The sequence below is a fragment of the Chryseobacterium oranimense genome (assembly GCF_900129755.1).
Classification (GTDB): domain Bacteria; phylum Bacteroidota; class Bacteroidia; order Flavobacteriales; family Weeksellaceae; genus Chryseobacterium; species Chryseobacterium oranimense.
On the sequence record NZ_FQWT01000005.1, the window covers coordinates 359,480 to 382,532 of the forward strand.

29 protein-coding genes are annotated in these 23,053 nt (G+C 35.2%); 2 read left to right on the top strand and 27 right to left on the bottom strand.

The genetic code is table 11. The features are described 5' to 3' along the window. Positions 1–23: 23 nt before the first annotated feature. The 6 genes from BUB03_RS16655 to BUB03_RS16680 form a co-directional block, all read right to left on the bottom strand. A complete protein-coding gene (locus BUB03_RS16655; RefSeq protein WP_073065234.1) occupies positions 24–1,280 on the bottom strand; it encodes a Y-family DNA polymerase in 1,257 nt (418 codons plus the stop codon). Beyond that, positions 1,277–1,750 (bottom strand): LexA family protein, encoded by a 474-nt coding sequence (locus BUB03_RS16660; protein ID WP_073065236.1) that lies wholly within the window; start codon positions 1,748–1,750, stop codon positions 1,277–1,279. Before BUB03_RS16660 ends, BUB03_RS16655 begins: the two co-directional genes overlap by 4 nt. A 163-nt stretch (positions 1,751–1,913) precedes the next feature. Further along, positions 1,914–2,483, bottom strand: coding sequence for an N-acetylmuramidase domain-containing protein (locus BUB03_RS16665; RefSeq protein ID WP_073065239.1), 570 nt, complete (start codon positions 2,481–2,483; stop codon positions 1,914–1,916). Then, complete coding sequence (locus tag BUB03_RS16670) at positions 2,476–3,018, bottom strand: hypothetical protein (RefSeq protein WP_073065241.1); 543 nt, start codon at positions 3,016–3,018, stop codon at positions 2,476–2,478. Before BUB03_RS16670 ends, BUB03_RS16665 begins: the two co-directional genes overlap by 8 nt. Then, entirely contained in the window at positions 2,996–3,439 is a 444-nt protein-coding gene (locus BUB03_RS16675) for a hypothetical protein (RefSeq protein WP_073065244.1), read from the bottom strand. Before BUB03_RS16675 ends, BUB03_RS16670 begins: the two co-directional genes overlap by 23 nt. Next, complete coding sequence (locus tag BUB03_RS16680) at positions 3,436–3,900, bottom strand: hypothetical protein (protein WP_073065247.1); 465 nt, start codon at positions 3,898–3,900, stop codon at positions 3,436–3,438. The genes BUB03_RS16675 and BUB03_RS16680 overlap by 4 nt, the downstream gene beginning before the upstream one ends. Positions 3,901–3,953: 53 nt before the next feature. On the opposite strand from BUB03_RS16680, the gene BUB03_RS16685 reads away from it, so the two are divergent. Beyond that, positions 3,954–4,211 carry a hypothetical protein gene (locus BUB03_RS16685; RefSeq protein ID WP_073065250.1) on the top strand — a complete coding sequence of 86 codons (258 nt, stop codon included), beginning with the start codon at positions 3,954–3,956 and terminating at the stop codon, positions 4,209–4,211. Here the strand turns inward: BUB03_RS16685 and BUB03_RS16690 are convergent, their stop codons facing one another. From BUB03_RS16690 to BUB03_RS16760, 15 genes are all read right to left on the bottom strand, one after another. Continuing rightward, positions 4,212–6,242, bottom strand: a complete 2,031-nt coding sequence (locus BUB03_RS16690) for an SGNH/GDSL hydrolase family protein (protein ID WP_073065253.1) — start codon at positions 6,240–6,242, stop codon at positions 4,212–4,214. 1 nt (position 6,243) lies between these two features. Next, positions 6,244–6,741, bottom strand: coding sequence for a phage tail tube protein (locus tag BUB03_RS16695; protein WP_073065255.1), 498 nt, complete (start codon positions 6,739–6,741; stop codon positions 6,244–6,246). 33 nt (positions 6,742–6,774) lie between these two features. Next, a complete protein-coding gene (locus tag BUB03_RS16700) occupies positions 6,775–8,970 on the bottom strand; it encodes a hypothetical protein (RefSeq protein WP_073065257.1) in 2,196 nt (731 codons plus the stop codon). A gap of 1 nt (position 8,971) precedes the next feature. Continuing rightward, complete coding sequence (locus tag BUB03_RS16705; protein WP_073065260.1) at positions 8,972–12,220, bottom strand: tape measure protein; 3,249 nt, start codon at positions 12,218–12,220, stop codon at positions 8,972–8,974. Further along, positions 12,198–12,470: a hypothetical protein gene (locus tag BUB03_RS16710; RefSeq protein WP_073065263.1), complete on the bottom strand. Its 273-nt coding sequence runs from the start codon at positions 12,468–12,470 to the stop codon at positions 12,198–12,200. Before BUB03_RS16710 ends, BUB03_RS16705 begins: the two co-directional genes overlap by 23 nt. 53 nt (positions 12,471–12,523) lie before the next feature. Next, positions 12,524–12,865, bottom strand: coding sequence for a hypothetical protein (locus BUB03_RS16715; RefSeq protein WP_073065266.1), 342 nt, complete (start codon positions 12,863–12,865; stop codon positions 12,524–12,526). A gap of 2 nt (positions 12,866–12,867) precedes the next feature. After that, positions 12,868–13,347 carry a phage tail tube protein gene (locus BUB03_RS16720; protein WP_073065269.1) on the bottom strand — a complete coding sequence of 160 codons (480 nt, stop codon included), beginning with the start codon at positions 13,345–13,347 and terminating at the stop codon, positions 12,868–12,870. Continuing rightward, the gene (locus BUB03_RS16725) at positions 13,337–13,756 is read right to left on the bottom strand and encodes a hypothetical protein (RefSeq protein ID WP_073065272.1); all 420 of its coding nucleotides are present in this window, start codon (positions 13,754–13,756) and stop codon (positions 13,337–13,339) included. Before BUB03_RS16725 ends, BUB03_RS16720 begins: the two co-directional genes overlap by 11 nt. Positions 13,757–13,840: 84 nt before the next feature. Beyond that, positions 13,841–14,284 carry a hypothetical protein gene (locus tag BUB03_RS16730; RefSeq protein ID WP_073065274.1) on the bottom strand — a complete coding sequence of 148 codons (444 nt, stop codon included), beginning with the start codon at positions 14,282–14,284 and terminating at the stop codon, positions 13,841–13,843. Then, positions 14,274–14,597, bottom strand: coding sequence for a phage head closure protein (locus BUB03_RS16735; RefSeq protein WP_073065277.1), 324 nt, complete (start codon positions 14,595–14,597; stop codon positions 14,274–14,276). Before BUB03_RS16735 ends, BUB03_RS16730 begins: the two co-directional genes overlap by 11 nt. Beyond that, positions 14,591–15,058 (bottom strand): head-tail connector protein, encoded by a 468-nt coding sequence (locus tag BUB03_RS16740; RefSeq protein ID WP_073065280.1) that lies wholly within the window; start codon positions 15,056–15,058, stop codon positions 14,591–14,593. Before BUB03_RS16740 ends, BUB03_RS16735 begins: the two co-directional genes overlap by 7 nt. Continuing rightward, complete coding sequence (locus BUB03_RS16745; RefSeq protein WP_139258894.1) at positions 15,058–15,297, bottom strand: hypothetical protein; 240 nt, start codon at positions 15,295–15,297, stop codon at positions 15,058–15,060. Before BUB03_RS16745 ends, BUB03_RS16740 begins: the two co-directional genes overlap by 1 nt. Continuing rightward, positions 15,297–15,527, bottom strand: coding sequence for a hypothetical protein (locus BUB03_RS16750; protein ID WP_139258896.1), 231 nt, complete (start codon positions 15,525–15,527; stop codon positions 15,297–15,299). The genes BUB03_RS16745 and BUB03_RS16750 overlap by 1 nt, the downstream gene beginning before the upstream one ends. 105 nt (positions 15,528–15,632) lie before the next feature. Continuing rightward, positions 15,633–16,907, bottom strand: a complete 1,275-nt coding sequence (locus BUB03_RS16755; RefSeq protein WP_073065288.1) for a phage major capsid protein — start codon at positions 16,905–16,907, stop codon at positions 15,633–15,635. Then, positions 16,908–17,600, bottom strand: a complete 693-nt coding sequence (locus BUB03_RS16760) for an HK97 family phage prohead protease (RefSeq protein ID WP_073065291.1) — start codon at positions 17,598–17,600, stop codon at positions 16,908–16,910. Positions 17,601–17,671: 71 nt separating this feature from the next. Here BUB03_RS16760 and BUB03_RS16765 point away from each other — a divergent pair, with 71 nt between their 5' ends. Continuing rightward, positions 17,672–17,935: a hypothetical protein gene (locus BUB03_RS16765; RefSeq protein WP_073065294.1), complete on the top strand. Its 264-nt coding sequence runs from the start codon at positions 17,672–17,674 to the stop codon at positions 17,933–17,935. Here BUB03_RS16765 and BUB03_RS16770 read toward each other — a convergent pair. The 6 genes from BUB03_RS16770 to BUB03_RS16800 form a co-directional block, all read right to left on the bottom strand. Beyond that, positions 17,918–18,718 (bottom strand): phage minor head protein, encoded by an 801-nt coding sequence (locus BUB03_RS16770; RefSeq protein ID WP_073065297.1) that lies wholly within the window; start codon positions 18,716–18,718, stop codon positions 17,918–17,920. The two genes, BUB03_RS16765 and BUB03_RS16770, sit on opposite strands and share 18 nt — an antisense overlap. A gap of 2 nt (positions 18,719–18,720) precedes the next feature. Next, on the bottom strand, positions 18,721–19,080 hold the full coding sequence (locus BUB03_RS16775; protein WP_073065300.1) for a hypothetical protein: 360 nt from the start codon (positions 19,078–19,080) through the stop codon (positions 18,721–18,723). Beyond that, entirely contained in the window at positions 19,077–20,489 is a 1,413-nt protein-coding gene (locus BUB03_RS16780) for a phage portal protein (RefSeq protein WP_083538974.1), read from the bottom strand. Before BUB03_RS16780 ends, BUB03_RS16775 begins: the two co-directional genes overlap by 4 nt. 42 nt (positions 20,490–20,531) lie before the next feature. After that, on the bottom strand, positions 20,532–22,049 hold the full coding sequence (locus BUB03_RS16785; RefSeq protein WP_073065302.1) for a terminase large subunit domain-containing protein: 1,518 nt from the start codon (positions 22,047–22,049) through the stop codon (positions 20,532–20,534). Further along, positions 22,036–22,434 carry a terminase small subunit-like protein gene (locus BUB03_RS16790; protein WP_073065305.1) on the bottom strand — a complete coding sequence of 133 codons (399 nt, stop codon included), beginning with the start codon at positions 22,432–22,434 and terminating at the stop codon, positions 22,036–22,038. The genes BUB03_RS16785 and BUB03_RS16790 overlap by 14 nt, the downstream gene beginning before the upstream one ends. A 182-nt stretch (positions 22,435–22,616) precedes the next feature. Further along, the coding region (locus BUB03_RS16800) for a hypothetical protein (protein WP_228417920.1) at positions 22,617–23,053 on the bottom strand (437 nt) is incomplete at its 5' end.

The window sequence follows — 23,053 nt, forward strand, 5'->3', positions numbered from 1 at the left end:
ATACAAAAACTGTACAATTTCATTTATGCACGCAAAATAATTGATTCATTGAAGCTTGAAGTGTATTTTGGCGAAAGATGTTTTTGATCCATTTTCCAGGTTGTCTGCACGTCCATTGAGGCTAGTTTAACCTTTTGTTTTCCGAGTCTACTGTTCATTAAGTCCATAGCATCCATGATTGGAGTATGCTTTTCATGGTAGTCAATATCAAACATACTCGTCATCCTTTCCGTTTCCGGAACAAATGTACCTGTGATCACACCTGCCTTTCTATATTTGGGACCATCAATAAATATTTTATCCAGAGCTATTTTAGCATACTTTGAAATCTCAATGGATGAATTACTTGGATTCGGAAGTGTAACCGTGAATGAATTGCTGTATTGAGGCTGATCTAATTTAAAACGATCTGTCATGACAAAGACGGTCACATGTTTACAGCACGATCTCTGTTCACGTAGTTTCCGGGCACATTCTGAAGCGAATGTTGAAACACGCTCATGCACGTAGCCGTATTCAGCGCGTCCCCGGTCAAACGTCCTGGTTGTTGCTATGTTTTTCTTTGGCTCCGGAATACTCATTTGATATTGTGGTTCACCCAACAGCTCCTTTTTCATCCTGACACCAAGAATTCCCATTTCGTCACGGAGAAAGTCTTCAGGAAGCTGTGCAAAATCCCAAGCGGTATGAGCGCCATAATTTTTAAATCTTTCATAGTACCTTCGGCCAATTCCCCAAATGTCTTCCAAAGGAAACCATTTCAGCGCAGCCTCAATTTTTTTCTGAGAATCGATCATGTAAACCGATCCTGTTTTTTCTGGAAATTTTTTAGCTATTTTATTGGCTACTTTTGCCAGTGTTTTACTTGGAGCCATTCCAATACTTGTTGGAAGGTCAAGCCCATTCAGAACATCTCTTCGCAAATCAACCATTCTCTGGTATTGGTTATTGTACCCATCAAGAAAAAGAAAAGATTCATCAATTGAATACACCTCAATATCATTACAATATCGCCTAACTATATTCACGACCCTATTACTTATGTCTCCATACAGAACAAAATTGGCTGAGCACACGACAAGACCATGCGTTTTTTCAAAATGTTTTAGTTTAAAGTATGGTTCTCCCATTGGAATCCCCAAGGCTTTAGCTTCATTGCTCCGGGCAATTGCGCACCCATCATTATTCGATAGTACAACAACGGGTCGGCCTCTCCATGCATAATTGAAGATGCGTTCACAGGAAGCGTAAAAGTTATTCCCATCTATTAAAGCTATCATAGTTTCCTCCAATTTCTAAATGTCCATGTAACAACACCCCAAAGAAAAAATTCTGTTTCATCGTTAATGTCAAAATCTGAATATTCAACATTCGCTGATTGAAGCTTCAGCTCTTTTAAACTATTATCTTCTTTGTATCTTGGCTTATATCTTTTGATAAAAAATTCATCCTGGATTATAGCAGCCACCAAATCATTAGGTCGGGCTTCAATCCCCTTTTGAATCAAACACCAATCTTCACTTAGAATTCCAATATCCTTTAATGAGTCTCCAGAAATTCTTCCCGGAAATGTCGTATCAGGATCTTTGACCAATAGTTTTAAAAAATCAATCTCTCCATCCGGGAAATCTAAAGCAGCACTCGGAAAAGCTTGATAACCTCCGGCCTTTAATGTCTCTCTAAAAGGCTGTAAAATCAAAGGCTCAATACTTTCCAAATTAAATAACTCTAAATTTCCGATCGTTTTCATATCGCAAAGTTATATACATTTTGAACCAAAAAGTATCAATGTGGTGTTAAATTTTCTCCGGACAAAGCAAAACCCGCATTACGACAGAACTTGACGCATTAAAAAGTTATCCACAAAAAAAATATCCCCAGCTCGTGGGGATAGATAAATACATCTCATTTGTTTAGTTAGACGAATATTTCTCGTAAGCTTTTTTCATGCTTATATTGTAAGGTTCCCGGCCGTACTTTCTGGCGATTTCCATGAATCCGGAACCGTTATAAATTTTAGCGATTGTAAACCAGTCCTTATTTATTATTGCCTGCTTTAAATTCCTGTCAGTGTCAATGAATTTTGCAATCTGCCAAATTTGGTTCTCCAAAGATTCTTTCGCATGATCCCACATTTCCCCAACCGTAGCAAATCCAAGTCGTTTATAATGAAATCCCATAACCTGGCCCAGGCCTATAGATGTACTTTCCATGGCAGCATCCGGATCTTTTGCGAAAGCATCATTGAAAGCTGGCCATTCCTTAGACTGAACTTCAACTTTATTTAAATTCCATTTTCCTGACGGTGCATATGGTGCCTTTTTTCGGAACCAGGCAGGTTCGAATTGTATCATTATTTTACCGGTAATTGGATCAAATCCTTTTCCTCCAGTTTCAACTTCAATAAACGCAAGCATAACCCGGTAGTCAAAATCGAATTCCGACGAAACTTGTTTTGTAAGGTTTATAATTTCTTTAGTCATTTTTAGAATTTTTATTGTTAAATAAATTTAATCTCCAATTAGGAAGATATTTTTTAAGAATTTCCCATAATACAGCGCCGGCAACCAAAGAAACAATGACAATCCAAATAACGCCTCCAAACGTCAATCCTTTACGATCTACATCAACCACTCTATAAATCCTTTGTGTCTCGTATCTAATTTTACGGACGTATTTTGTTTCCGTGACATATGTAGTATGGTTGAAATATTTGTATTTAAATTTTGTTTCCTCTTGCTTATCTTTGAATTCTACATCTGCACTACCTGAAAAAATTAAATTACCATATTGCAATTGATATGGAGAGCCATTTGAGGTTATTTTAAGGCTCTTATCGGAAAGCAACTGAGAAAGATCAGTAAATGATTCAGTTTTACTATTTAAAGTCGTATTTTGAGCTCCAGACTCTTTGCTTTCTAAAGTGGTCGAATTCGACTCCTTTGTCATTTGCTTTTTCCTGGATCCGCAGCTAAAAATAAAAAGGATTATCAAGCTAATCCAGGTAAACTTTTTCATTGTCAATTATTTTATATCTACGTATTACAAAGTCATTTTTATGGAAAAGCCGGTACAGCCATCCCGCCCGGATCGTGTCCTGTCCATCATACACTTCTATTTCTTCAACTGGATCGTTTCTGTTTTCTTCCTTTACTGCTTTTGAATTTGAAGAAACATTATTTCTAAACTCTCCCGGTCCAAAATATTCATTAAAAAAATGCTTTAGTTTTGAGTAAAGAGTTGATCTTTTGCTTTTCAATTGCTCGTTTTCTTTTTCTGCTTCTGAAATTTTTTTATCCAGAGTCTCTGCTTTAATCTTTTCAGCTTCAATTTTTATGATAGTTTCTTTAACTTTTTCAGACAATTTGGAAGTGTCTGGCTTTTGCGGTTCTTGTGCAAAAGCAAAACAACTGACTAATATTAAAATCAAATTTTTCATTGCTTTTGGGTTTTAGGAATTAATTTTTCTAACGTTTTATTCTCATTTCTAATGGCTCTATTTTCATGACTGACACTTTTTAACCTTTGATTCCGAGACTGATTTTCTTTTTCAAAGTATGACTTCATGTTTTCGACATACTCAAAGGCTTTTTTGTTTTCTTCAATACAGTCTATATTTTTTATAGTGTCAATTTTTGATTGCAGCTCTTTCTTATCGAACCTCAATTCTTTATTGACTTCTGAAAGCTGTTTGATATAGATACTGTCAGCTACTTTCTGATTTTTCATGCCTTGGTCATAACCGGTTTGGCTCTTATAATCTCCATAAATAGCAGCACCAATTACAGTGACAAGAACCATCATAATACCTCCCAATGGTTTCATAAAAAATGCAAAGACCTTCTGGATCATTTCCCAGATCCAATTTCCGTATTCTTTTATATTAGTAGGATTTTGCATTTTTTATAAATTCTTTATCATTTTATTTTTATTACTTTTACAAAAACTTTCCTATGAAAAACTTTTTTAAAAACATCATAGAAACCCTAAATCCAACGTCTTCTAAAAACATTAATCGAAATATTCAAAGGTTAAAGAAATTAGCATTGGAAGAAGGTTGTTATACATCTGAGTTAGAGCAAATTGAAATTGATATTGATGGGACAAGTGATGAAAATTTAAAATTAAAATTGAAAATAAAGTTTAAAAACAAGCTTAATTCTATTGTTAATAGTGCAATTATCAAGAATCAATATGATAGAGCTTGGTAATTAGTATATACCAACATCTTGATAAACTTCTGCTATATCTATCAAAGATCTTTCATATATCTTTTGATTTCCTGCTACATTTGGATGTATATAAACCCCCGACTCATTAGCGAAAAGTGCATTATCTTTCGTAACGCCATCAGCGTTAACAGATGTTGCAACATTCATTTTAACCGATAATAATTTTCGAGCGTCAACGACAGTTTGAATCATTGAGTTTTTAGATGCAGTAGAACTATCATATAATGGAATTAAATTCAATATTACTTTACAGTCGTATGATTCACAGAATTCAACTAATTGATTTAATTTAGCGTCTGTATTGCCTCCGTTGGTGCCAATTGTTATAAAAACATATTTTGGTCGTAAGTAGGGTAATTCATTTTGGACCCTTGATAAAACACCATCAATTGTTCCTGCACTACGTCCACTTACATAATAAGACTTATTTAATTTTGAACCTATCAAGTTTGCAAATCGGTCCTTATAGTATGGCGTATTTGCTGATGTACCAACCGTATTTCCTTCTGTTATTGAATCCCCATAAAACCCTATAAACGGGCGTTCTGTAATAATTGATTTTACGGCAATTGAAGAAATTACAGGACTTGCTGTTGAAGATACAAATCCGAATTTATATTTGTCGAATTGCCCTAATTGCGACACTTGTGCTGACGATTTATTTCCAGTGAAAGGATCAATAAACTCAACTTTAGTAAGGTTATTTAATTTATATAATCTTAAAACATACTCTCTGCCATCAATAATATCAAAGGTAAAAGTGGTGGTTGTAGCAACTGATGATGTCGAATCGATATTATAAATTGTTATAGTTTTTGCAACACTATCAATTATTGAAAACGCTTTACCTACATTATTTTCAGAATATTGTGTGCCGATGTAAAATTTTGTATTCGAAGAAAATTTCACTTTTAACTCAATAAACCTTTGCCCTAAATTATATTGCTTGTTAATAATAACACCATTGCCAACCCCAGAGGAAGAAATGGTTAATCCATTCGATCCAATTGAGAATGTACTGGAACCACTTTCAGAAATAATTGAATCGATTTCACCATTAGATCTTTGATAAAGAGTATTATTAAAATCAAAATTTAATTCTCTTAATTCGTTAATTTGATCGATTATTTTCTTGGTAGACTCACCTATAGTTTTTGTTCCTCGAAATATGACACCTATTAACACATCATTAACGGTTCCTAGCGAGCCTGCATATAAGTTTCTTGCAGATGTTGCGCCTGTTAATACGTAATATCCTACACCCGCAGAAATGAATATTAGATATTGACTGGCATCAATTGGTGATGAAAAAGGTACATTCTGCACACCTACAGAAGTCACATTTACCGGGATAGTTTGATACGGTGTATTTAGATCTGTTTTTGAATAGACGTATATATTAATAGTTCCCGTGGTTATAAATTTCACGTCCATTGATGTAAAATATTCAAAATCACTATATAAGTTAGGATCGTATGTAAACCGTGCCGCACCTGGTAAATCTGCTGTATTTGCATTATTAATGTCAAACCCAGCAGGTAAATTCATTACAAGATCTTGCACTGTCCCTCCAAATGTAAATTCTCCTATTACTTCATCAAATAATTGTTTAGGGGAAAAAGATTTATCATCTACTTTATTCCTGAACTCTATATCTGTTGCATTGTTTACACCTGGCAACGCGACTTCTGCTTTAATCCAGTTGGTACCATCAAAGAAAAATAATGTATCAAATCCACTTTTTGATTTAAGATTTCCAGCATTCGGATAGTTTGTACCGGGATCTTCAGAGCTGACCTGTGGTTTATACCACCCCACGGATGTTGGTGTTGAGTCAGCCGGAGAAATAGGCTTTGCAACATTGTTTAACAGCGGATAGAAAACATCTGCTGGTATTTTCCTCAATTTGTCATCATCTCCAGCAAATAAAAAATTGCCTGGATCAAAAGCTGCTGCAATATCTAATTCACTTGGCTTTTTTATTACTAATAAATCTGGATTCACCCCCATTTTAATCTGTTTTAATAATTTCGTAGTCTTTATCTCCCATTATCGTATTTGGACCTTCCCCAAGCACCCTAATTCGTTCATTCGCTTCATCTGGTTTACCATAGCCTATAATCGTTGCGTTAAAAGAAATGAAATCACCTGCTGTATCTGAATCTGATATTGAGGTAACATGTCCTTTTCCAGAATCAACATACCAGCCGGACAGTGTTTTTCTCATCCAGTCTATCAGTATTTTATTCCTTTTGTACGATCTAAGTTCGCGGTATGAGATTATATTATTTCCACTGTCAAGATCATCCTTGATCATAATTCCGGAAAGTTGTATTGAATAACTTTGGTTAGTTGGATAATCAGTATTCCAACCTTCATTATCCCGTGTAGTGGTTTTTATCGTCTCTGATTCTTCAGATATAGGACTAGCTGTAAGGCACGCGACTGGCACCCATGCATTATTTTTTTTAATATAAAAAAGGTTTTCTTCTCCCTTAATCTGCTCCATACAACCCCTTTTCTCTAATATAGTGAAAATCAGCTAAACAATTGTTACTTTTGTCTCATTTCCATAGTTATCTTTGATGTCTACATAGAAATCTGAGCTATCTAAATTCGTACTTGAAAATTCCCTGCTCACTAACCTTATTGTATTGTCTGAAGTATTGAGTGTGTAATTCATCGGAAGGAAATTTCCACTAATATTATCATAGCTTATCAAGCTTAAGTATGGTATGTACCCATAAATATCACCCTCAAAAATAATCATTGGACGAGGGGCTATTCTAATATTGTCTTCGGCATTTATCTCCAATATTTCCTTTGTTTCTACCATGCCTTTACGGTGCCATTTATCTGTTGGGGTTTCTCCATTATCTTTATAAATTGTCCCTACAAACAAATCTGAGACACTATCGCCATTATAAACTGTAATGTCCGATTTTGTCACGGTCGATAATTTCTTTTTGCGTTGAGCTGTGTAAACCCGTCCTTTTACATCACCTTCACTTGTCCCAGTCAAAGAAATACTATGAACTTTAAACCTACCGCCTCCTAATCGGTGAACGTCCCGGTAAATGATAATGTTTAACTTGCCGCTTATAGGGGCTTTTATTGAGGCTTCTACAACCGCTTCACCTTTACCCATGTATTCATGGTATGGAGGGTTGTAAGTGCCAATTGAGTTATTGACAAATATTGAACCACCTGCAGTTGACCAACTACCGTCTTCATTAAGCCACTGATTTCCAACGGCTACAGAGTACCTTATTCCCACAGAATTTTGATTCACGTTGGAATATCTTATCATTAGCTTAAATATTGCCCCTTGGCTAATATCAATGTCTTGAGCCAGCCTCAAAAGGGTTGGTATTTCATCGTTAAACCAATTTGTTTGTGAATCCACTCCAAATCCATCTTCATTTCTTACGACTCGCCCATCCAAATTATCTACAACCCATCCCGGAATGTCTAATCCTGCTCCTTCAAGCTTAAGTTCCGGATTCCTGAATATAGCGTTTGCTCCGCCATATTCATAAGAAATTCTATAGGCCTGTACGCTTGGAGAAATGCTTTTTCTCTGATTTGAATTACAATGAAATACATCAAAATTATTAATTTGGCTTCCTATTGTTATTTCTGGATGCCAAACATTATAATCAGAGAATGCGCCATTCACATATCTTGTAAAAAACATGTTTTCCTTGGTGTCTATGGATCGATAGATAAACCACTCACCATGCATCTGCATTACAGTACAATTAAAGATCTGAATGATAGATTTTAGTACGCTTTCACAATCCATAGGCTCTTTTGCATCCTGGAAATATCTTTCCATATTGAAAAATGCCCCTTCAAATATTGTACTCTCAGCAATATCCCCTATAAATCCATCGTATTCTATTTCGCAATTAACATTTATAGGTAAATCAAGCCCTGTCTTTTTCAAACAATTCTTAATTATACTTAGCCCATTTTGTTTTCCGATAAACGACATTCCGTTTTCATTGGAAAATGACATGTCTTTTAATGTAGATAATCCGTCATAAGCATCAATACTTAATTCCCAGCGATCGTAAACGTAATCTTCCCAAATACCATCGGGTTTAAGAAATCCGACAAAAATTAACTGCTCATTTCTAAAAAGAAATACCTTGTAATTCTTCTCATCTTCTGAATATAGATCTTGTAAGGTTAGGCCAGAATCTGCCAAAAGCTTAAGTTCAATACTTGACGCAACAAGCGGCTGAAAGTGGTCTGTTTTTTCCTGATATTTATGTTCAGCAGTTCCATTAATTTCAGTACTTTGACCTTCATAACCTCTTTCTTTAATTTCACATCTATATTTAACTTCGGGGGAGACTTCGTTTTCAAACCAATATTTTAAATTATAAGGTCTATCTTCCTCAGGAATTGTATTTTCATCTATAACCTTTAAATATAATTTTATATCTTTTGACACGGTATCATCAAAGGCTTTAGCTGTAATAACATATTCATAGTTACCTACCGGCAAAGATACCGCATCAACATAAACGAATACAGTGTCCGAGCTATCAGATGGATTGGGACCAATGATAATAATTGGATCACAATAATAGTCAATTTGAGACGTAACAGGATCAAGTCCATCAATTAAGTATCCTACAAACGTGTTGTCACCAGTTGTGCTTGACGTAAATCGATTATAAGTTAGAGATATAGATGACCTGTTAAATGTGAGTCTCTTATTTGCCATTCTAGTTAGTATTTAGTCTGTTCCCTTTTGCTATTTCCCTATTTAGCACTCCCACTAAATCACTTCCTGCAAGCCTGAAAACTACTTCACCACCGGAAGAACCACCTGTTGTATAATTTGAACTATATGTATTACCTGAATAGTTTGCTCCTGTTGCGGTTGACACTGATCCGCCCGATCCGCTCATGTTTGAATTGGCTTTTGATCCAATAGCACTTCCGGCAATTGACAAGGCAGCACCGACAGCAATTGCTGCTATACCTGCCGCAATAGCCTGATAACCTCCTGTTTTGATAATTTCATCTAGGGTACCTTTCATTATAGCTAAGGTTCCGTATTTAATCAGTAATGCTCCCATATCAGACAGAAATCCTGCAAACATTTTCAACAGTCCGTTACCAACTGCCCCGATTACATTTCCTCCATTTGCAATTGCTTCACCAATTGATGAAAACATATTTGTAAGTCCTGAAGCAAAAGAATTTTGTCCTAGGTTTTTGAATTCATCATTAAAATTCTTAACAATCTCAGTAGCACCATCGGCAATTTCTTTTCCCTTCGCTTTAAGAGCTTCTTTGATGTATCTGGCTTTTTGTTCAATACTTAATGCATTGTCTGAATTTATTTTATCAGTTATATCTGCATACTTCTTTTCTACAAGTACTTTATTATCCTCATAGCTTACCTTATCCTTTAGAAATTCATTATAATAATCTCTCTGTTGTTGTAAAAACTTTTGATTTTGTTCATTAATAAATCGATAACGATCAAGGAAGGCGTTGCTATTTCCTGATTTTGAAAACTCCTTGTTTGAAATATCATTCAAATATGCAAGCTTGTCACCTAAGTCGGGCATTCTTGAAAGAGCATTTTCAATATCTTGTTGAAACTTTTCTAACGGACTTTTTATTCCGGCCAAGCTATTGATTTTGTTTTCTAGGAAAATTATATTGTCCTTGTCTTCATCAGATAATATTCCTACTTCTGATTTTTGAAGTAAAATATCTTTTTCTTTTTGAAGATATTCCAGATAGTTTTTAGAACCTTTAATAAGCTCACCATATTGCTTTTTCCCAATATCATTTCCGAATGATTGGGAAATTTGTTCAAAATCAGCCCATTGTTTGCCAAGTTCATCACTCCTCTCTTGGAAAGATTTATATTGAAGATCCTTTATTTTTTTGTTCAGATCTTGTAAGCGCTTATACGCCTGTTCTGTACTTAATACTTCTCCCGTTAAGTAAGGGTTACCTTTTTTATCAGTTTCACTGCCATATTTATCAGTTGTACGTATTTTAACAAGCCCTTTCGCACCATTATCAATAGCAGTTTGTAGAAGTTGTGCTCTTTTTTCAAGATCATTTATACTACCTATTGGAAATATTTCTGCTAATTGTTTTTCTGATTCTTTTTCAGGGTTGATAGAATCAATTTCTTTTTTAACAGCTGCTATTTGAGCGGCAATTTTAGCAGCTGCAGCTTTAGTTGGTGCCTTATCTAAGGCCGCCTGTAACCCCTTAAGTTTTTCCTCTAAACCTTCTTTCCAACCTTTACCTACTGATTTCCCTGCTACAACACCTTCTTTTTCAAGATTGCTTATGTCATTAGACCCAGCTTTGAATATATCAAGAAGAGGTTTATTTTCTGCAGCGAATTTATTTGAGTTACTTTTTAATTCTTTAACATATTTAAAAACAACTAATGAAGCTGCCTTCTTTATTTCTTCAGGAGAAGCGTACATTTGCTCTAAAATAGACTTGTCGCCAATGACCATATGTTCCGAAACATTTAAGTTACCGACAAGTCTATTAAATTCCTTAAGATTTTTGTAACTGGGGTTTGAATAAACTTTTAATGCTGCATTTATTTTTTCTCTAACGGCTAACTCTTCCTTTAAACGGCCGTCTTCTCTCCTATCTAATTCAGCCTGCGCCGCCCTAGCTGTCGATGCTCTAAAAATAGCTTTTCTAAGCTCATTATATGAACCTGTAGCCTTGCCAGTAAGTATAATTTCATCATTAATATTTTGGAAATAATGTGGGTACTGTTTTTGCAAATCATCAACAGCCTTTTTCCTTTCTTCTATTGAAAGTTTAACATTTTGAGTCTTAGAATAAAGTTGATCAAGAGAGGATATTTCCGCCTGTGCAGATGACTTAGCTTTATCTAGTGATTTCGTCCATTTTTCCTGTCTTTCAGCGGCAGTTTCAGCTGCAGTAGCATATTTATAAATAGCGACCCCTAATGCTGCTAATAAAACTAATTCGGGACCTAAAACAGTGAATAAAACTGTTAATACGGTGCCTAATGCTGAGAACCCAGCAACCAAAACAGGTAGAATGGTCATTATTGATCCAAGAAGCACAATAAGGGGTCCAATAACAGCAATTATTCCCGTAATAATTAAAATTGCTTTTTGCATTCCAGGGCTTAAGTCTTCAAATGCAGAAACTAATTTATCAATAGCATTAGTAACCTTTTCAATAATATTTGAAATATTAAAGTTCTTATTTATCGCATCTCCAATACGAGAAAGATTGATAAATATTGAATCCTTTAAATTTTCAAATGCATTTTTGATACCCCCGGTTACCTTAGGTAGCTTGGCAAATTCAAGAATAAGTTTATTCACAACTTCTGCGCCAGTTGCTCCGGTCTTTGCAATTGCCTCTGAATCTGAAGTTCCAAAAGCTGACTCTAATGCACCTCTTAATTGAGGCAGTTGTTCCATTAGCTGCCTTAGATCTTGGCCAAATCCTGTTGTTTTATTTTGTAGTTGTGTGAGCGCTAGGATAACAAAGTTCATTTCGTTAGCCCCTTTGCCGACTGTTGCTAAAGCATTGCCAAAAGAAAGCAATGCCTGTCTTGCCTTACCTGCTGAAAATCCCGCAGATTGAAGGGCAACAGACCCTTGCGCTGCCTCTTTTAATCCAAGCCCCGGAAGTTTAGCAACTTCTCTTAGTTTAGCAAATTCCCCAGAAGCCCTTGCCGCACTCCCCATTACAGCCTCTAACCCTTTTTGCAAGGCTTCAATATCGCCATAAGCTTTAACGGAAGCTGCAGCTAAACCTGCGATTGGTAGGGTTACGTACATGGTCAACTTCTGACCTAAGTCAGAAATTTTATTACCAATCTCTCCAATCCTTTCAGCCTGCCTTACAAAATTCTGCAGCATTCCCTGGGCCCTATTCAGGTCACTTCCCAGCTGTGAAGGATCCGCGCCAATCTCAATCCTTAATTCGTCCGCCATTTACCGCTTCATTAATCGCCTTCATGTATAACTCCTTCCCTCTTTCTGAAATACCCGCAGATTTTCTAATCCTTAAATCTTCCAAAGGCATAAATTGTTCTTTCGAAACTTTTTTCCCTTTTTCCGGAATATTCAGGTAAACCATATAGGCTACTTCCCGTGTATGTATCCATTTATCTTTATTCCTTCTTTTAAAGCCCAATAATCTTAACTGATATTCTCTCCATGTCATATCTTCTGCATATTCCAAAGAAATACACCCGAGTTCCTCGATGGCAAATGAAAGAATATCTATGTCAAAATTTATTTTTTCTTTACTGGAGCTTTCTTCTGCTTTCCCGGCTCCACATCAACTTTTATGGATGCCGTAAATCCTTCTAGGAATTTTTTTAATTGAGGTGATGCAAGACCTCCATCTTCATCGATCATATCCTCTACTTGTTCTAAAGTAAATTCAACTTCGGGATTGCCTTTTTTAAGTGAGTTAAAAATTAGAACAGGTGCTACCAAAGGTGCATTATTTGCAAATTCATTGAAAAATGAAGTTAAATCAGTATTCAAATCTTTAATTGTCTGTCCAATTACAGTTAACCCGAATTTAGCCTTATATTGAACCTCGTTAAAGGTTAAAACAGTGTGATTCATAATTATACGTGTAAATCTGTATTAGAAATTTCCCCACTACCTTGAATTGTTCCAGAAAATGTAATTTCACCTTCTACAGGGGCCGTCCTGGAAAGATCTGATAAGAAACCTTTTCCAAATTTCGTTTCTTTTGTGCCATCTGATTGAGTGGTTTCAATTTTCCAGAAAATCGGTTTTTTGTTTTCATGAGCATCATCCATTGCATCGGACACCGCGTCATAACTAGCCTTCATTCCATCTGCTTCAATTGCAACTGCCTCAAAAGTAATCTGGTAAGATTTTCTTCCGTAGGTTGGATCGGGAGAAGCGTTACATTTAGTAATGGTTCCGTCCTGCATTTCAACAGTCTTTGTTAATTCATTTGTAGTCAGGCAACCTACCGGGAAGTAATTTGCTGCTACCGTTGTTCCTGCTGCATCTTTGATAGGTCCATAAATGAAAAGAATTTCATTCGCGCCTAATAGTGATTTTTCACCTGCCATCTTCTTTAAGTTTTAATGAATATTTAATTATTTTTCTGTAAATCGTCTCCGTTGCGGTTGATTGATTAATATCTAAAGGAAATGAGATATTAAAATATTGTAACACAAAGTTTTCAATTTTGATTTCTTCGGTCCTTTGTAAGACCTCCTCAACAATATCATCTAATAAAGCTCTACTCCCAACATTACCCTTAAACCTGGTGATGATGTCTATGTTAATGTCTCTCAGTTTATCAACTGAACATTTTGTTTGCCAATTATCCCTTCCGCTTTGCGTGGAAAGTACTATTAAAAAACTGTCATTATTGGGTGTAGTGGTATCGTATAGTTTAACAGTAAATCCGTTAACTACCATATTGGAGAGCCTCTCACTAAAGAATTTTCTAATCCATTTATCAGGATTCTTCATAATCACAACCTCATTATCTCTAATATAATGAATTAAAATGGATTACGTTAATATTTGAAATAAAAAAAGCCTCAAAATTGAAGCTTATCTGGAATTAAATTGTCTAACTAAATTATCTAGCGCATTGTCTAAGTCAGCCTTATATCTTTCTCTTCCCTGATTGAATGCAGGATATAAATAAGGATGTGGATGTAATTGTCCTCGGCCGTTCACATAGAATTGCCAGGCCAAGTCTTTCCATTCATCTGATACTTCTACAAAAGTTCCTGTTCCAAATTCAATATAAGCTCCCATTGGAACTTGATTTACAGATATTACTGATTTATATCCGTTTTCATCTGGAACAGCATTGATAGATTGCGAAATAGTTCCATTTAAATCTACATCTGAATAGCTTGATATATTTTGTGCTGCATTTGTAGCAATTTCTTGTCCGGTAATTGCAGTTATTTGTTTTATTCGGTTCTTCCCTTGCTCTCCAAATTGATTAAGTTTAGCAAGCGTTTCTCTTAAACCCCTAACCCTCATCGCATAATAAATTTAACTCCATTTGTTCGAGTCCTTTATGTTCAATGCCCTTTATAAAGAATTCTTTCCCTTGATATTTTACGAAATGGTTTTCTGTGTAATTAACATCATTCTTTTTGCCCCTTACTGAAAATATAACCGGATTCACAAAATTTTCTATTCCGAAATTAACAAACTTATTACCCGCACTAGTGGTTATTTTAGCATAAACCTTTTTTACAAATACATCTGAAGGTAAATATCCTCCGAATCCGTCAGGAACATGTGTTTTATTCCATATCTCAATCAACCTGTTGTATTCCCTTGCTAACATGCTATAAATCGTCTATTAGTATCTATAATCTGTTTTACATTTTCCGGTAGTAAAGTTGTATTGGTGATCTTTTCTGCTTCATAGTACCAAACCTTGATCATTTGAAGAGCACAATCGATCAATTCAGATGGAGCATTTTCTTTAGATACATACCCAACATTTACTGTGACAGAATCAATTCCGCAAAACCTGACAAAACCAGGATAATACAAAGGAACTTCACTATCTGGAAAATTAGTTGTATTAATTGGATGATCATAGATATTTACGTAATTTGAATAGTCTTTTATATAAGTTTTATCCTGTGGTTTAAAAATGTGCTGTGTTTGCTTTTCGATATACCCAAAAGCTGATGCTATCATTCTTTCAAGATCCTGGTCATCATCAATGAATTCAGGTTCCAGTCTTAAATATCTCTTGACATCATCAACTGACAATATATGATTGTAACTGTTAGCCATTAATTTTGATTTAATTTATCGTAATCTATTGCATTCTTCCAGTCAGGTTCAAAACTTCCTTTTTTACAAGGTATTTCTGCTACCAATTGACCTGTTATTTCCAGATAATGATAGTTTTCTTTATCAATTATTTCCTGAGCAAGTTCCCATGTTGGCGCTTCTATCCTCATGCCATCAATCCAAACTAAATCCTTTGTTTGTTGATTGACAACCTGCATTTGTGTGCAAAATAAAGGCATTATTCAGATTTTTTAGTTTCAATAATCACTGATCCGGCTTTAGATACCTTTTTCTTTTTATCAGTTGGAATTGATACTTTTTCATTCGATTTATTGTCAACCCAAACCGCCACTCTTTTATTCACAGCTGCCTTATTTCTCTCTGCTCCTAAATCAAGTTCCGTTCCCACTTCATACATTTTAGACTGATCATTTCTGTCTGATACAGGCTGAATTATTTTTATCTTCATCTTAATTCTTTTTAGGTTTATATCTAATATAGTGATTTTCAGTTTAATTTCAAATAAAAACCACACCCTTAACAGGTGTGGAAAATTGTAAATATGAAAAAAGCATTAAACTGTTTCCGGTTTATTGATTGCGGTAATCGCTGCAGCAAATGTCCCTTGCAAGAAAGCAGGAATATGATGTTTTTTGATGTAATGCACAGCTCTCATCTCTGCAAGAATTGTCACCAAGTTTTTCGTAAAGTCATCATTCTCATAACCTAAATTAATATTGATTTCTTCACGGATTCGTAGGTTAGATTTTGTAAAATCTCCAACCAGGAATGAACCTTCCTCAATCGCCTCATTTTCGATAACTAAAGTTCCGGCAATTCTTTGCCCGTCAGCGGTAACGAATGGAGGTAAAATATAATGCCCATCTGTTCCTTTTTCAAGGTCCATTAAGGCGGCATCCATAGGACTGATCACAATGTAATTAGGATTGAATCTGTTCTTTTTAACCAAAGCAACTGCCGTTCTAAGAACATCAAGCCTATTAGCATTGAATACAGCTGTAGCAAAAGAAGTTCCGGTAACTGTGAACGATGGAGCATATTGTAAAATACCTTTAAGATTTTGGCCAACTCCATCACCATCAGAAATTTGCTCGTCAAGCTTAATTTCGATAGCCTCCCTAAGATCGGTGTTAATTTCAGATCTTAAGAAATCAAGATCGTCAAGTGCTTCTTTTGATACTTTAACGAAAGCGGTGATCTTTTTAACGTCTGCGCTTTCTTCAGTATATGTCCAGCTGATTTGAGACTTTTTAGCCCCTTCCGCTGTCATTCCGGCCGTACCTTCTTGTGCTTCTTTGTTTACCCAAGTAACCTTGTTACCTCTAATTGTAGAAACATTCACGATATTTCTAAACAAAGGCATTCTGTTAGGTGCTGCAGAAATAACACGGTCAATTTCGGTAGTTAATGCGTTTCCGGTATAACTTCCTAAAACCATAGTCGTAGGCGCTTTTACTTCAAATGGAACTGAGGAAGCTCTGTTATTTTTTAACTCTGCAATAGCATCCTGAACAGCTTTTTCTTCAAATTTAGCCTTTACCTCTTCGTCCATTGTTTTTACAATACCTTTTGAAGCCCCGGATTTCTGAAGCTTAATATCCAACTTGTCAAGATGATCCTGCATTTTTTCCAAAGAGTCTTTAACTTCTTGTGAATTGTCTGAGGCTTTTAATCCGTCTTCAATTTGCTTTTGAAGATCAGCCATTTTCTGATCAATAGCATCTTTAATCTGCTTCGCTGTGTTTTCGCCCGCAGATTTTTCAAATTCTGAGACCTGTTTTTTAATTGCTTCAAGCCCCTCCTGCATTTTTGTTTCTAATTCTGTCATTTACTTGATTTTAAAATTTAACATAGTATTAAATAACGGCTCATAAGCTTTCATTTGAGTGTCTGCGGACGGCTCATCTTTACTTTGAGTGTTTTCAGTTTTTCCTAATTCGTAGGCTTCAGATTGAAGCATTTTTAAGGCTAATTCTAACTGAATGAAAGTGTCATCAGTTAAATTGCCATTTTTCATTAATGTGACTATTTTTGAAATAGTGTCTTTTTGTTGAGTATGCGATTTGAATCCTGTAAATGGAGTTTCAGAATTTGCTCCTAAAGTAACGGCGGACCCCTCGTATAACTTAAGCTCTTTAATGGTTCTTATCTGCTTAGTCGAGTCCCATTCGTCTTTAATAACTTGGTAGCCAATTGAATGCTCTGCAACTAATCCAGTTTCATATAAAAGAATCTGATCTTTACCATAAGATGTTTCAACAATTTCGGCTTCAAAGTAGAGCCCTTTTTCGTCCTCTTCAAGTTTATTGAATTTACCAAGAGGTTTAGACCAATCATGTTGATATAAGAAGAAAATATCATTAAACCTTTCATTGATCGATTTCCTGAAAGCGCCTTTAACTATAATGTCATTGTCATAGTCAACATTTCCGAAAGAAGAAAGGTAACCTGTTACGATTCGATTTGTTGCATCGACATCTTTTATGGTCCCTGTGTTTTTAGTTTCTAAAATCCCCTTCATTTTTCCTCGTCATTATCTCTAATATAGTGATTTTATTTTGATTACATTACTCTTTTTTGTAAATTTACTTTATGGAATTGTATATTTATTTTACTAACAGACATAATGATGAAAATGTTGTATCAAGCATGAAAGAGTCTTTAAAAATATTAAAGGAGACTAGTTTGTTTGCAGAAATTATAGAAGATGATGGTTATTTTCAAATAATTGGCCAAGCATATGGTGAAGATACTTCAGTTGGCGATCCTGATCTACATGCTAATCTATATGAATTTGGATACCACTGGATAAATGCAAATTTTCCTAATGAAAATAACTTAATCAGTAAAAATTAATCTTCCAAACTCGTCTCTTTTGGCTTCAAATCCGTAAGTACATCTACAATTAATTATTTCCCTGGCTGGAACTCCGCTTGATCGATCACATGGATATTTCATTTTATACCCTCCAACTTCAAATTCTTCATCTTTAGATACTTTTTTTCCATTCATCGCAATATGGGAAGCCCTTTCTCTTCCATCATTCCTTCCAATCCAAACTTTATCAAACAAAACTCCGGAAACATTCCCGGCAATTTCTTTTGAATAGTTCATAGCCGCTGAAACTTCGGTTCTTGCAATTCTTAAAGCTTGCCACATATAAAAGTCAGGTTTATTTATGGTCCTATAAATCCTTTTTTGCATTTCTTCAATTGTTTCATTTTCAAATGTTCCGTTACTTATTTCTCTTACCACATTATCAGCCAGGCTTTCAGGTATAGACCTTATGTCCGTCCCAGCATATAGATTAAAATATGAAAGAATATAACTTTGAAATGCTTCATTAAAAAAGGGTAATGGTTTATATTTTTTTATCTGTATTGGATTTTCTTTTTTAAATTGACTGTATATGTATCTACCATACGCCATACCAGTCTTATAATGGATTTTGAAGATTGTTTTTATAAATAAATCTTCATCCCCATTAAGCAGAATAATATTTTTTGCATTTTCAAAGTTCAAATTTTTGAAAGGAATATTTGAAAAAAAATCTTTAATTGCAATTATTATCTGTTTAAGTGCTTTAGCTTCATAAGCGTTATGATGCTGAATAAACGATTGATAAATGTTATCTGACATTATTAAGCAGGTGGATTAGGTGGGTTTCTATGTCTTGGAATATTGTTTTTTATCTTCACTGTATCCAGCGATTCAATCAAATCACTGTTTTTAATTCTGAAGGTTACTTCATTTTCTTTTTTTTCTCCTTGTATAACTTCCCCGAATTTAGTTTCGCCTAAAACAATTACGTTATCATCATTATTTTCTTTTTCTATTTTAGCCTGTTTAACAACAAAATCCATAAAATCAGATAGTCTTACTTTGTAAAAAAATTCTACTCTAAGTCCTTCACTATCTACAGTTGGTTCTTCAAAAGAAAAATTGTTATTGATAAAATTAAGCAGATCTTCTGCGTTTATTTTGACGTCTTTTAGTTTCATACTATATCATTTTTTAAGTATTCATAAGATTTTTGCACGTCTGAAGCGGTTATACCCACATCATCAATGCGTTTTTTACCCCCATCAATCCAAGGCACATTCATACCATCAATATCTAATGTTTCAGCTTTAGTTGCTGCTCTAATTTCATTAGGCGTGTAGTAAGCCTTCTCCATCCATTCGAGCATTATTTTGTAGTCTTCTTGCATTTCTGGCAACTCACTAATGTCATGTTCCAAAACAGCGTTTTCATAACCTTTAAACCTTCTGATGAATCTTTCTGTCATTGCTTGATCAAAAAGAATAAGATCAGGCTGAATGTTATCAGTAATAACCCGTTTTCGCTCTTCCTTTTGCTTGTCATACTTGCCACCATCATCATTATTCAATAAAGCATCAGACCAACCCAACACATTACATATTGCTTTTTGATCATATTTTAGATAATCAAAAGGCAGCATATCCTTTGTGTCTACCGATAGTTTCGTAAATTCAATAGGTACAGATAACCCGGCTATCTTTGCGAGCCTTCCGGCATCCATGTCCATATCAACTAGCCTTTGCTTTAATTGCATTGCTTGGTCTGGAGTCATTGCGCTATCCTTCCCAGAAAAGAACCCAAAAACACCTGAATTTTTAAGTGTTTTTACATTATTATTCAGCGCCTCATTTGATGATTCGATATTTCGTAATAATGCTCTAATAGGTGACAATCCATACAGGTGCCCGCCTTGCATGTCAAAGAATGGATTGGGAGTTTTAATGTGAATAACTTGCTCAGCAGGAAATGTTAAGTTTTGTTCACCATCACGTAACATGTAATAATCAATCGGGTCTTCATCGTAAATTAAATCCGCATCCTTTTTAAGTACTATTTTTATTTTATGCGAAGGAAGTACATAAACAAGTTTAGGAACACCTGAATTCGCTCCATTTTCAGGCCATACCATATATAGGTAGAAGTTACCCGTCATTTTTAGGAAAAGCTTATATAAAGCGTGAATATCTCCCCATGTTTGATTTGGATTTGGCTTTTCAAGAGGGAAAGGCATTTCCTTATCTTCGTATGCCTTTGATTCTAGTATGAATTTGTTCGCTAATTGTTTGGTGGAATAGTTGCCATTTGTTGCATTGCGTAATGAGGATAATTTTGAAAGTGATTGCTTGTCTTTGACCTTCTTAACAGCGTAAGGAACTGCTTTTGTTTTGTCGCACATTTGCGTTACTACAGAGAAGACATCCGGATTAATACCATACCCTTTTTCTAAGTATGTGGAATCTTTATAATCGTATTGTGCAGCCTGTCCACCCATGAATTGCAAAAATGCCTTATTAAATGCATTTTCAAACGTTTTAGCAGTTCCAATTACGTTTCCCCATAGCCTACCCCAAAAACTTTCCTTCGCCATTTCCTAACTTCATTTATCTCTAATATAGTGAAAATTATGCTTTTAAAAAACAAACACATCATCAGGCTTTTCACCAAGATCAAATCTTTCGCGCATCATGAACATATCCATTAAGTCGGGCGACTGTCCATTTAGTTTTGTTTTCATTTCTCCTTTCTTGATTATGCATAGCTTTTTATCCTGATCTAGTTTATCCTTTTTAATTGCCTTTCTTTCGTGTAAAAAACGCTGCCTAATGGTCATTTTATCATCATACATCATATTAGCAACCCTTTCGTTTATCTTGTACAAACCTTTATCAACATTCTTGCCGGATCTGTAATAACATTGTGCTTTTAGATGCTCATATTTTTCAGGTTTATTAAATTCTGGATCTTCTCTTGTTAATTCTGGATTAGGCAAAGGCGTTCCTCCATTGTGAAACGGAATAGCACCTTGAATAAACCCTTCAACAAAACCTCCAACACCGTCATTATCGTAGCATATATGCTTATTCTGAACCCTATGGTTTTTCGCCATCGAAATGATGGCATCGATAACCTCTTTGCCATTAGACTTATCAATTACTGAAGCGTCCATTAATTCTCGCCCATACCAACAGCCTATTAAAAACTTATCCGATCCTTCTAAGGCAATATCAGCGGTAATATATCGTTCGTCATGTGGAATATCATAAACATTGTTGAACATTCCTAAGAATGAATGATAGTTGTATATATCATTGTCAGATAAAACAACCTTCCAGTTAGAATGTAGTAACGCCGCCTGCACATCTTTATCCTGGGCTAACAAGTTACCTAAGTAAGCCGGATTCTCTTTCAATAACTCTTTGTTATCGTAAATACTTCCACCTATGAAAGTAACAGATTTAACGAACTCATTTGGATCTATACCAGATCTATTCACAACTTCCTCAAGTATATGCCATCCTTTTTCAATAACTTCCTCTTTACTATCTCCCCAAATGTAATTATCACCGTCAACAATTAAATACCTTAACACGCCTCGCCTTTCCGGTATTGCAAAGCCTGTTTCTTGATCAATCCACCAAGATATAAATTCAGCAACCCAACTATCAGGATCAGGATTACACGTTGCTCTTACATAGGGATTTACACCGCAAACAGAACGATTACGAGTAAGCAAATAGAAGAACATTTTCTTAGTAAAGTGGGTAAGCTCATCAAATCCAATAAAAGGAATCTGTGACCCTTGCCAATCGTATATATTCTTCTCGTGTTCTAAATGTGAAAATTTAAGTTTAGACTGGCCAAAGTCCCACTCCAATGTGCTTTGCTTCGGATTTGCGCCTAATAGATTGTAAAGCCCTTCAGAAGTATCCCACAAACCTCCTTCATTTCTAATCTGGGGGTTAGTACGCCTAAAAATAACAGAACCAAACCCTGGCACATCCTTATGCCTTATAGGCTCTAATAATAATGAAAAGGTTTTACCAACTCCAGCAGCTCCTCCGCCTATACAAATATCTGCTGAAGTACTTGCAAAATCTAATTGGTAACCTTCTTGCGGTCTTATAATATTATGATTACTTTCTGCCATTATCCGGCAACTGGAATATTGTTACTTGTGAGATCTTTTCTCCGTCCGTTGTTACATCAACTTTATCTCCGAACATTTTAGGGTAGAACTTAGCCATTTTCCATTTCAATGTTTGGATAAGAACGTTACCAACTGATGCCTCCATTTCCCCAGCTTTTAAAGACTGCATTACATCATCAATTTCATTTTCCAATGCTATACCCTTATCTTGCTGCGAGTTTACATACAATGTTCGTAATTCATCATTCTCGTTTTTCCAACGTCTGAAAGTGGACCATGAAGGATAAGTCGATTCTTTTAAAACAGAAATAATGTTTTCACCGTTTGCAACTTCATCACAAATCTTTTTACAAAGTTCAAAATCATATTCTGACGGTCTTGCCATTCTTCTTCGGTTTAAAAGTCGTTAATATACTTCCTCTCAACAAACACACCCCAACACGACACCACGTGCTCTCTATCTTCTTCATTTTTTCCAGGTTTTTAATTGCTCGAATTCGGCTTTCATACTCTCTTTCCGAAACCTCCAATTCATTAACCGCGCTCCCTGTCAATCCCTCTGCCATATCAAACTGATTTTAATCTAAATGTGTCTTTTCTGCTTTTGTCTGGATGGTTTTGAACATATCCAAGACTCAACATTTTTTCAATATCCTTTTCATGAACATTTACAAAAGACTCAGTCTTATTATGTCCGCAGCAGCATCCATGTGTTTCGATACCCAAACTCCATAGCTCTTTAACCTCATCAATGATACATGGATCAATGCATATTTTATCAGATAGCCCTTCTTTAAACCTGGCTTGTTTATACCCTTCCATATGCGATGGAATATCAACCATTATTTGCTGAGCAAAATTTTCTTCAGATCCAAAGTCTATGTTTTTACAGTTACATGCCATACTCCCTAAATTAAAAACCCCGCTACCTAAACAATTCAGGTTGCAATGGCTGTAGTTTTTCAATCCTTGTTTTTCCAAGTTCAAAATATTCCTGATCAATC

What these genes read in the sequence shown, in the direction of transcription:
- BUB03_RS16655 (WP_073065234.1), bottom strand. Translation starts at nt 1,280, where the DNA reads ATGATAGCTTTAATAGATGGGAATAACTTTTACGCTTCCTGTGAACGC.
- BUB03_RS16660 (WP_073065236.1), bottom strand. Translation starts at nt 1,750, where the DNA reads ATGAAAACGATCGGAAATTTAGAGTTATTTAATTTGGAAAGTATTGAG.
- BUB03_RS16665 (WP_073065239.1), bottom strand. Translation starts at nt 2,483, where the DNA reads ATGACTAAAGAAATTATAAACCTTACAAAACAAGTTTCGTCGGAATTC.
- BUB03_RS16670 (WP_073065241.1), bottom strand. Translation starts at nt 3,018, where the DNA reads ATGAAAAAGTTTACCTGGATTAGCTTGATAATCCTTTTTATTTTTAGC.
- BUB03_RS16675 (WP_073065244.1), bottom strand. Translation starts at nt 3,439, where the DNA reads ATGAAAAATTTGATTTTAATATTAGTCAGTTGTTTTGCTTTTGCACAA.
- BUB03_RS16680 (WP_073065247.1), bottom strand. Translation starts at nt 3,900, where the DNA reads ATGCAAAATCCTACTAATATAAAAGAATACGGAAATTGGATCTGGGAA.
- BUB03_RS16685 (WP_073065250.1), top strand. Translation starts at nt 3,954, where the DNA reads ATGAAAAACTTTTTTAAAAACATCATAGAAACCCTAAATCCAACGTCT.
- BUB03_RS16690 (WP_073065253.1), bottom strand. Translation starts at nt 6,242, where the DNA reads ATGGGGGTGAATCCAGATTTATTAGTAATAAAAAAGCCAAGTGAATTA.
- BUB03_RS16695 (WP_073065255.1), bottom strand. Translation starts at nt 6,741, where the DNA reads ATGGAGCAGATTAAGGGAGAAGAAAACCTTTTTTATATTAAAAAAAAT.
- BUB03_RS16700 (WP_073065257.1), bottom strand. Translation starts at nt 8,970, where the DNA reads ATGGCAAATAAGAGACTCACATTTAACAGGTCATCTATATCTCTAACT.
- BUB03_RS16705 (WP_073065260.1), bottom strand. Translation starts at nt 12,220, where the DNA reads ATGGCGGACGAATTAAGGATTGAGATTGGCGCGGATCCTTCACAGCTG.
- BUB03_RS16715 (WP_073065266.1), bottom strand. Translation starts at nt 12,865, where the DNA reads ATGAATCACACTGTTTTAACCTTTAACGAGGTTCAATATAAGGCTAAA.
- BUB03_RS16720 (WP_073065269.1), bottom strand. Translation starts at nt 13,347, where the DNA reads ATGGCAGGTGAAAAATCACTATTAGGCGCGAATGAAATTCTTTTCATT.
- BUB03_RS16725 (WP_073065272.1), bottom strand. Translation starts at nt 13,756, where the DNA reads ATGAAGAATCCTGATAAATGGATTAGAAAATTCTTTAGTGAGAGGCTC.
- BUB03_RS16730 (WP_073065274.1), bottom strand. Translation starts at nt 14,284, where the DNA reads ATGAGGGTTAGGGGTTTAAGAGAAACGCTTGCTAAACTTAATCAATTT.
- BUB03_RS16735 (WP_073065277.1), bottom strand. Translation starts at nt 14,597, where the DNA reads ATGTTAGCAAGGGAATACAACAGGTTGATTGAGATATGGAATAAAACA.
- BUB03_RS16740 (WP_073065280.1), bottom strand. Translation starts at nt 15,058, where the DNA reads ATGGCTAACAGTTACAATCATATATTGTCAGTTGATGATGTCAAGAGA.
- BUB03_RS16745 (WP_139258894.1), bottom strand. Translation starts at nt 15,297, where the DNA reads ATGCCTTTATTTTGCACACAAATGCAGGTTGTCAATCAACAAACAAAG.
- BUB03_RS16750 (WP_139258896.1), bottom strand. Translation starts at nt 15,527, where the DNA reads ATGAAGATAAAAATAATTCAGCCTGTATCAGACAGAAATGATCAGTCT.
- BUB03_RS16755 (WP_073065288.1), bottom strand. Translation starts at nt 16,907, where the DNA reads ATGACAGAATTAGAAACAAAAATGCAGGAGGGGCTTGAAGCAATTAAA.
- BUB03_RS16760 (WP_073065291.1), bottom strand. Translation starts at nt 17,600, where the DNA reads ATGAAGGGGATTTTAGAAACTAAAAACACAGGGACCATAAAAGATGTC.
- BUB03_RS16765 (WP_073065294.1), top strand. Translation starts at nt 17,672, where the DNA reads ATGGAATTGTATATTTATTTTACTAACAGACATAATGATGAAAATGTT.
- BUB03_RS16770 (WP_073065297.1), bottom strand. Translation starts at nt 18,718, where the DNA reads ATGTCAGATAACATTTATCAATCGTTTATTCAGCATCATAACGCTTAT.
- BUB03_RS16775 (WP_073065300.1), bottom strand. Translation starts at nt 19,080, where the DNA reads ATGAAACTAAAAGACGTCAAAATAAACGCAGAAGATCTGCTTAATTTT.
- BUB03_RS16780 (WP_083538974.1), bottom strand. Translation starts at nt 20,489, where the DNA reads ATGGCGAAGGAAAGTTTTTGGGGTAGGCTATGGGGAAACGTAATTGGA.
- BUB03_RS16785 (WP_073065302.1), bottom strand. Translation starts at nt 22,049, where the DNA reads ATGGCAGAAAGTAATCATAATATTATAAGACCGCAAGAAGGTTACCAA.
- BUB03_RS16790 (WP_073065305.1), bottom strand. Translation starts at nt 22,434, where the DNA reads ATGGCAAGACCGTCAGAATATGATTTTGAACTTTGTAAAAAGATTTGT.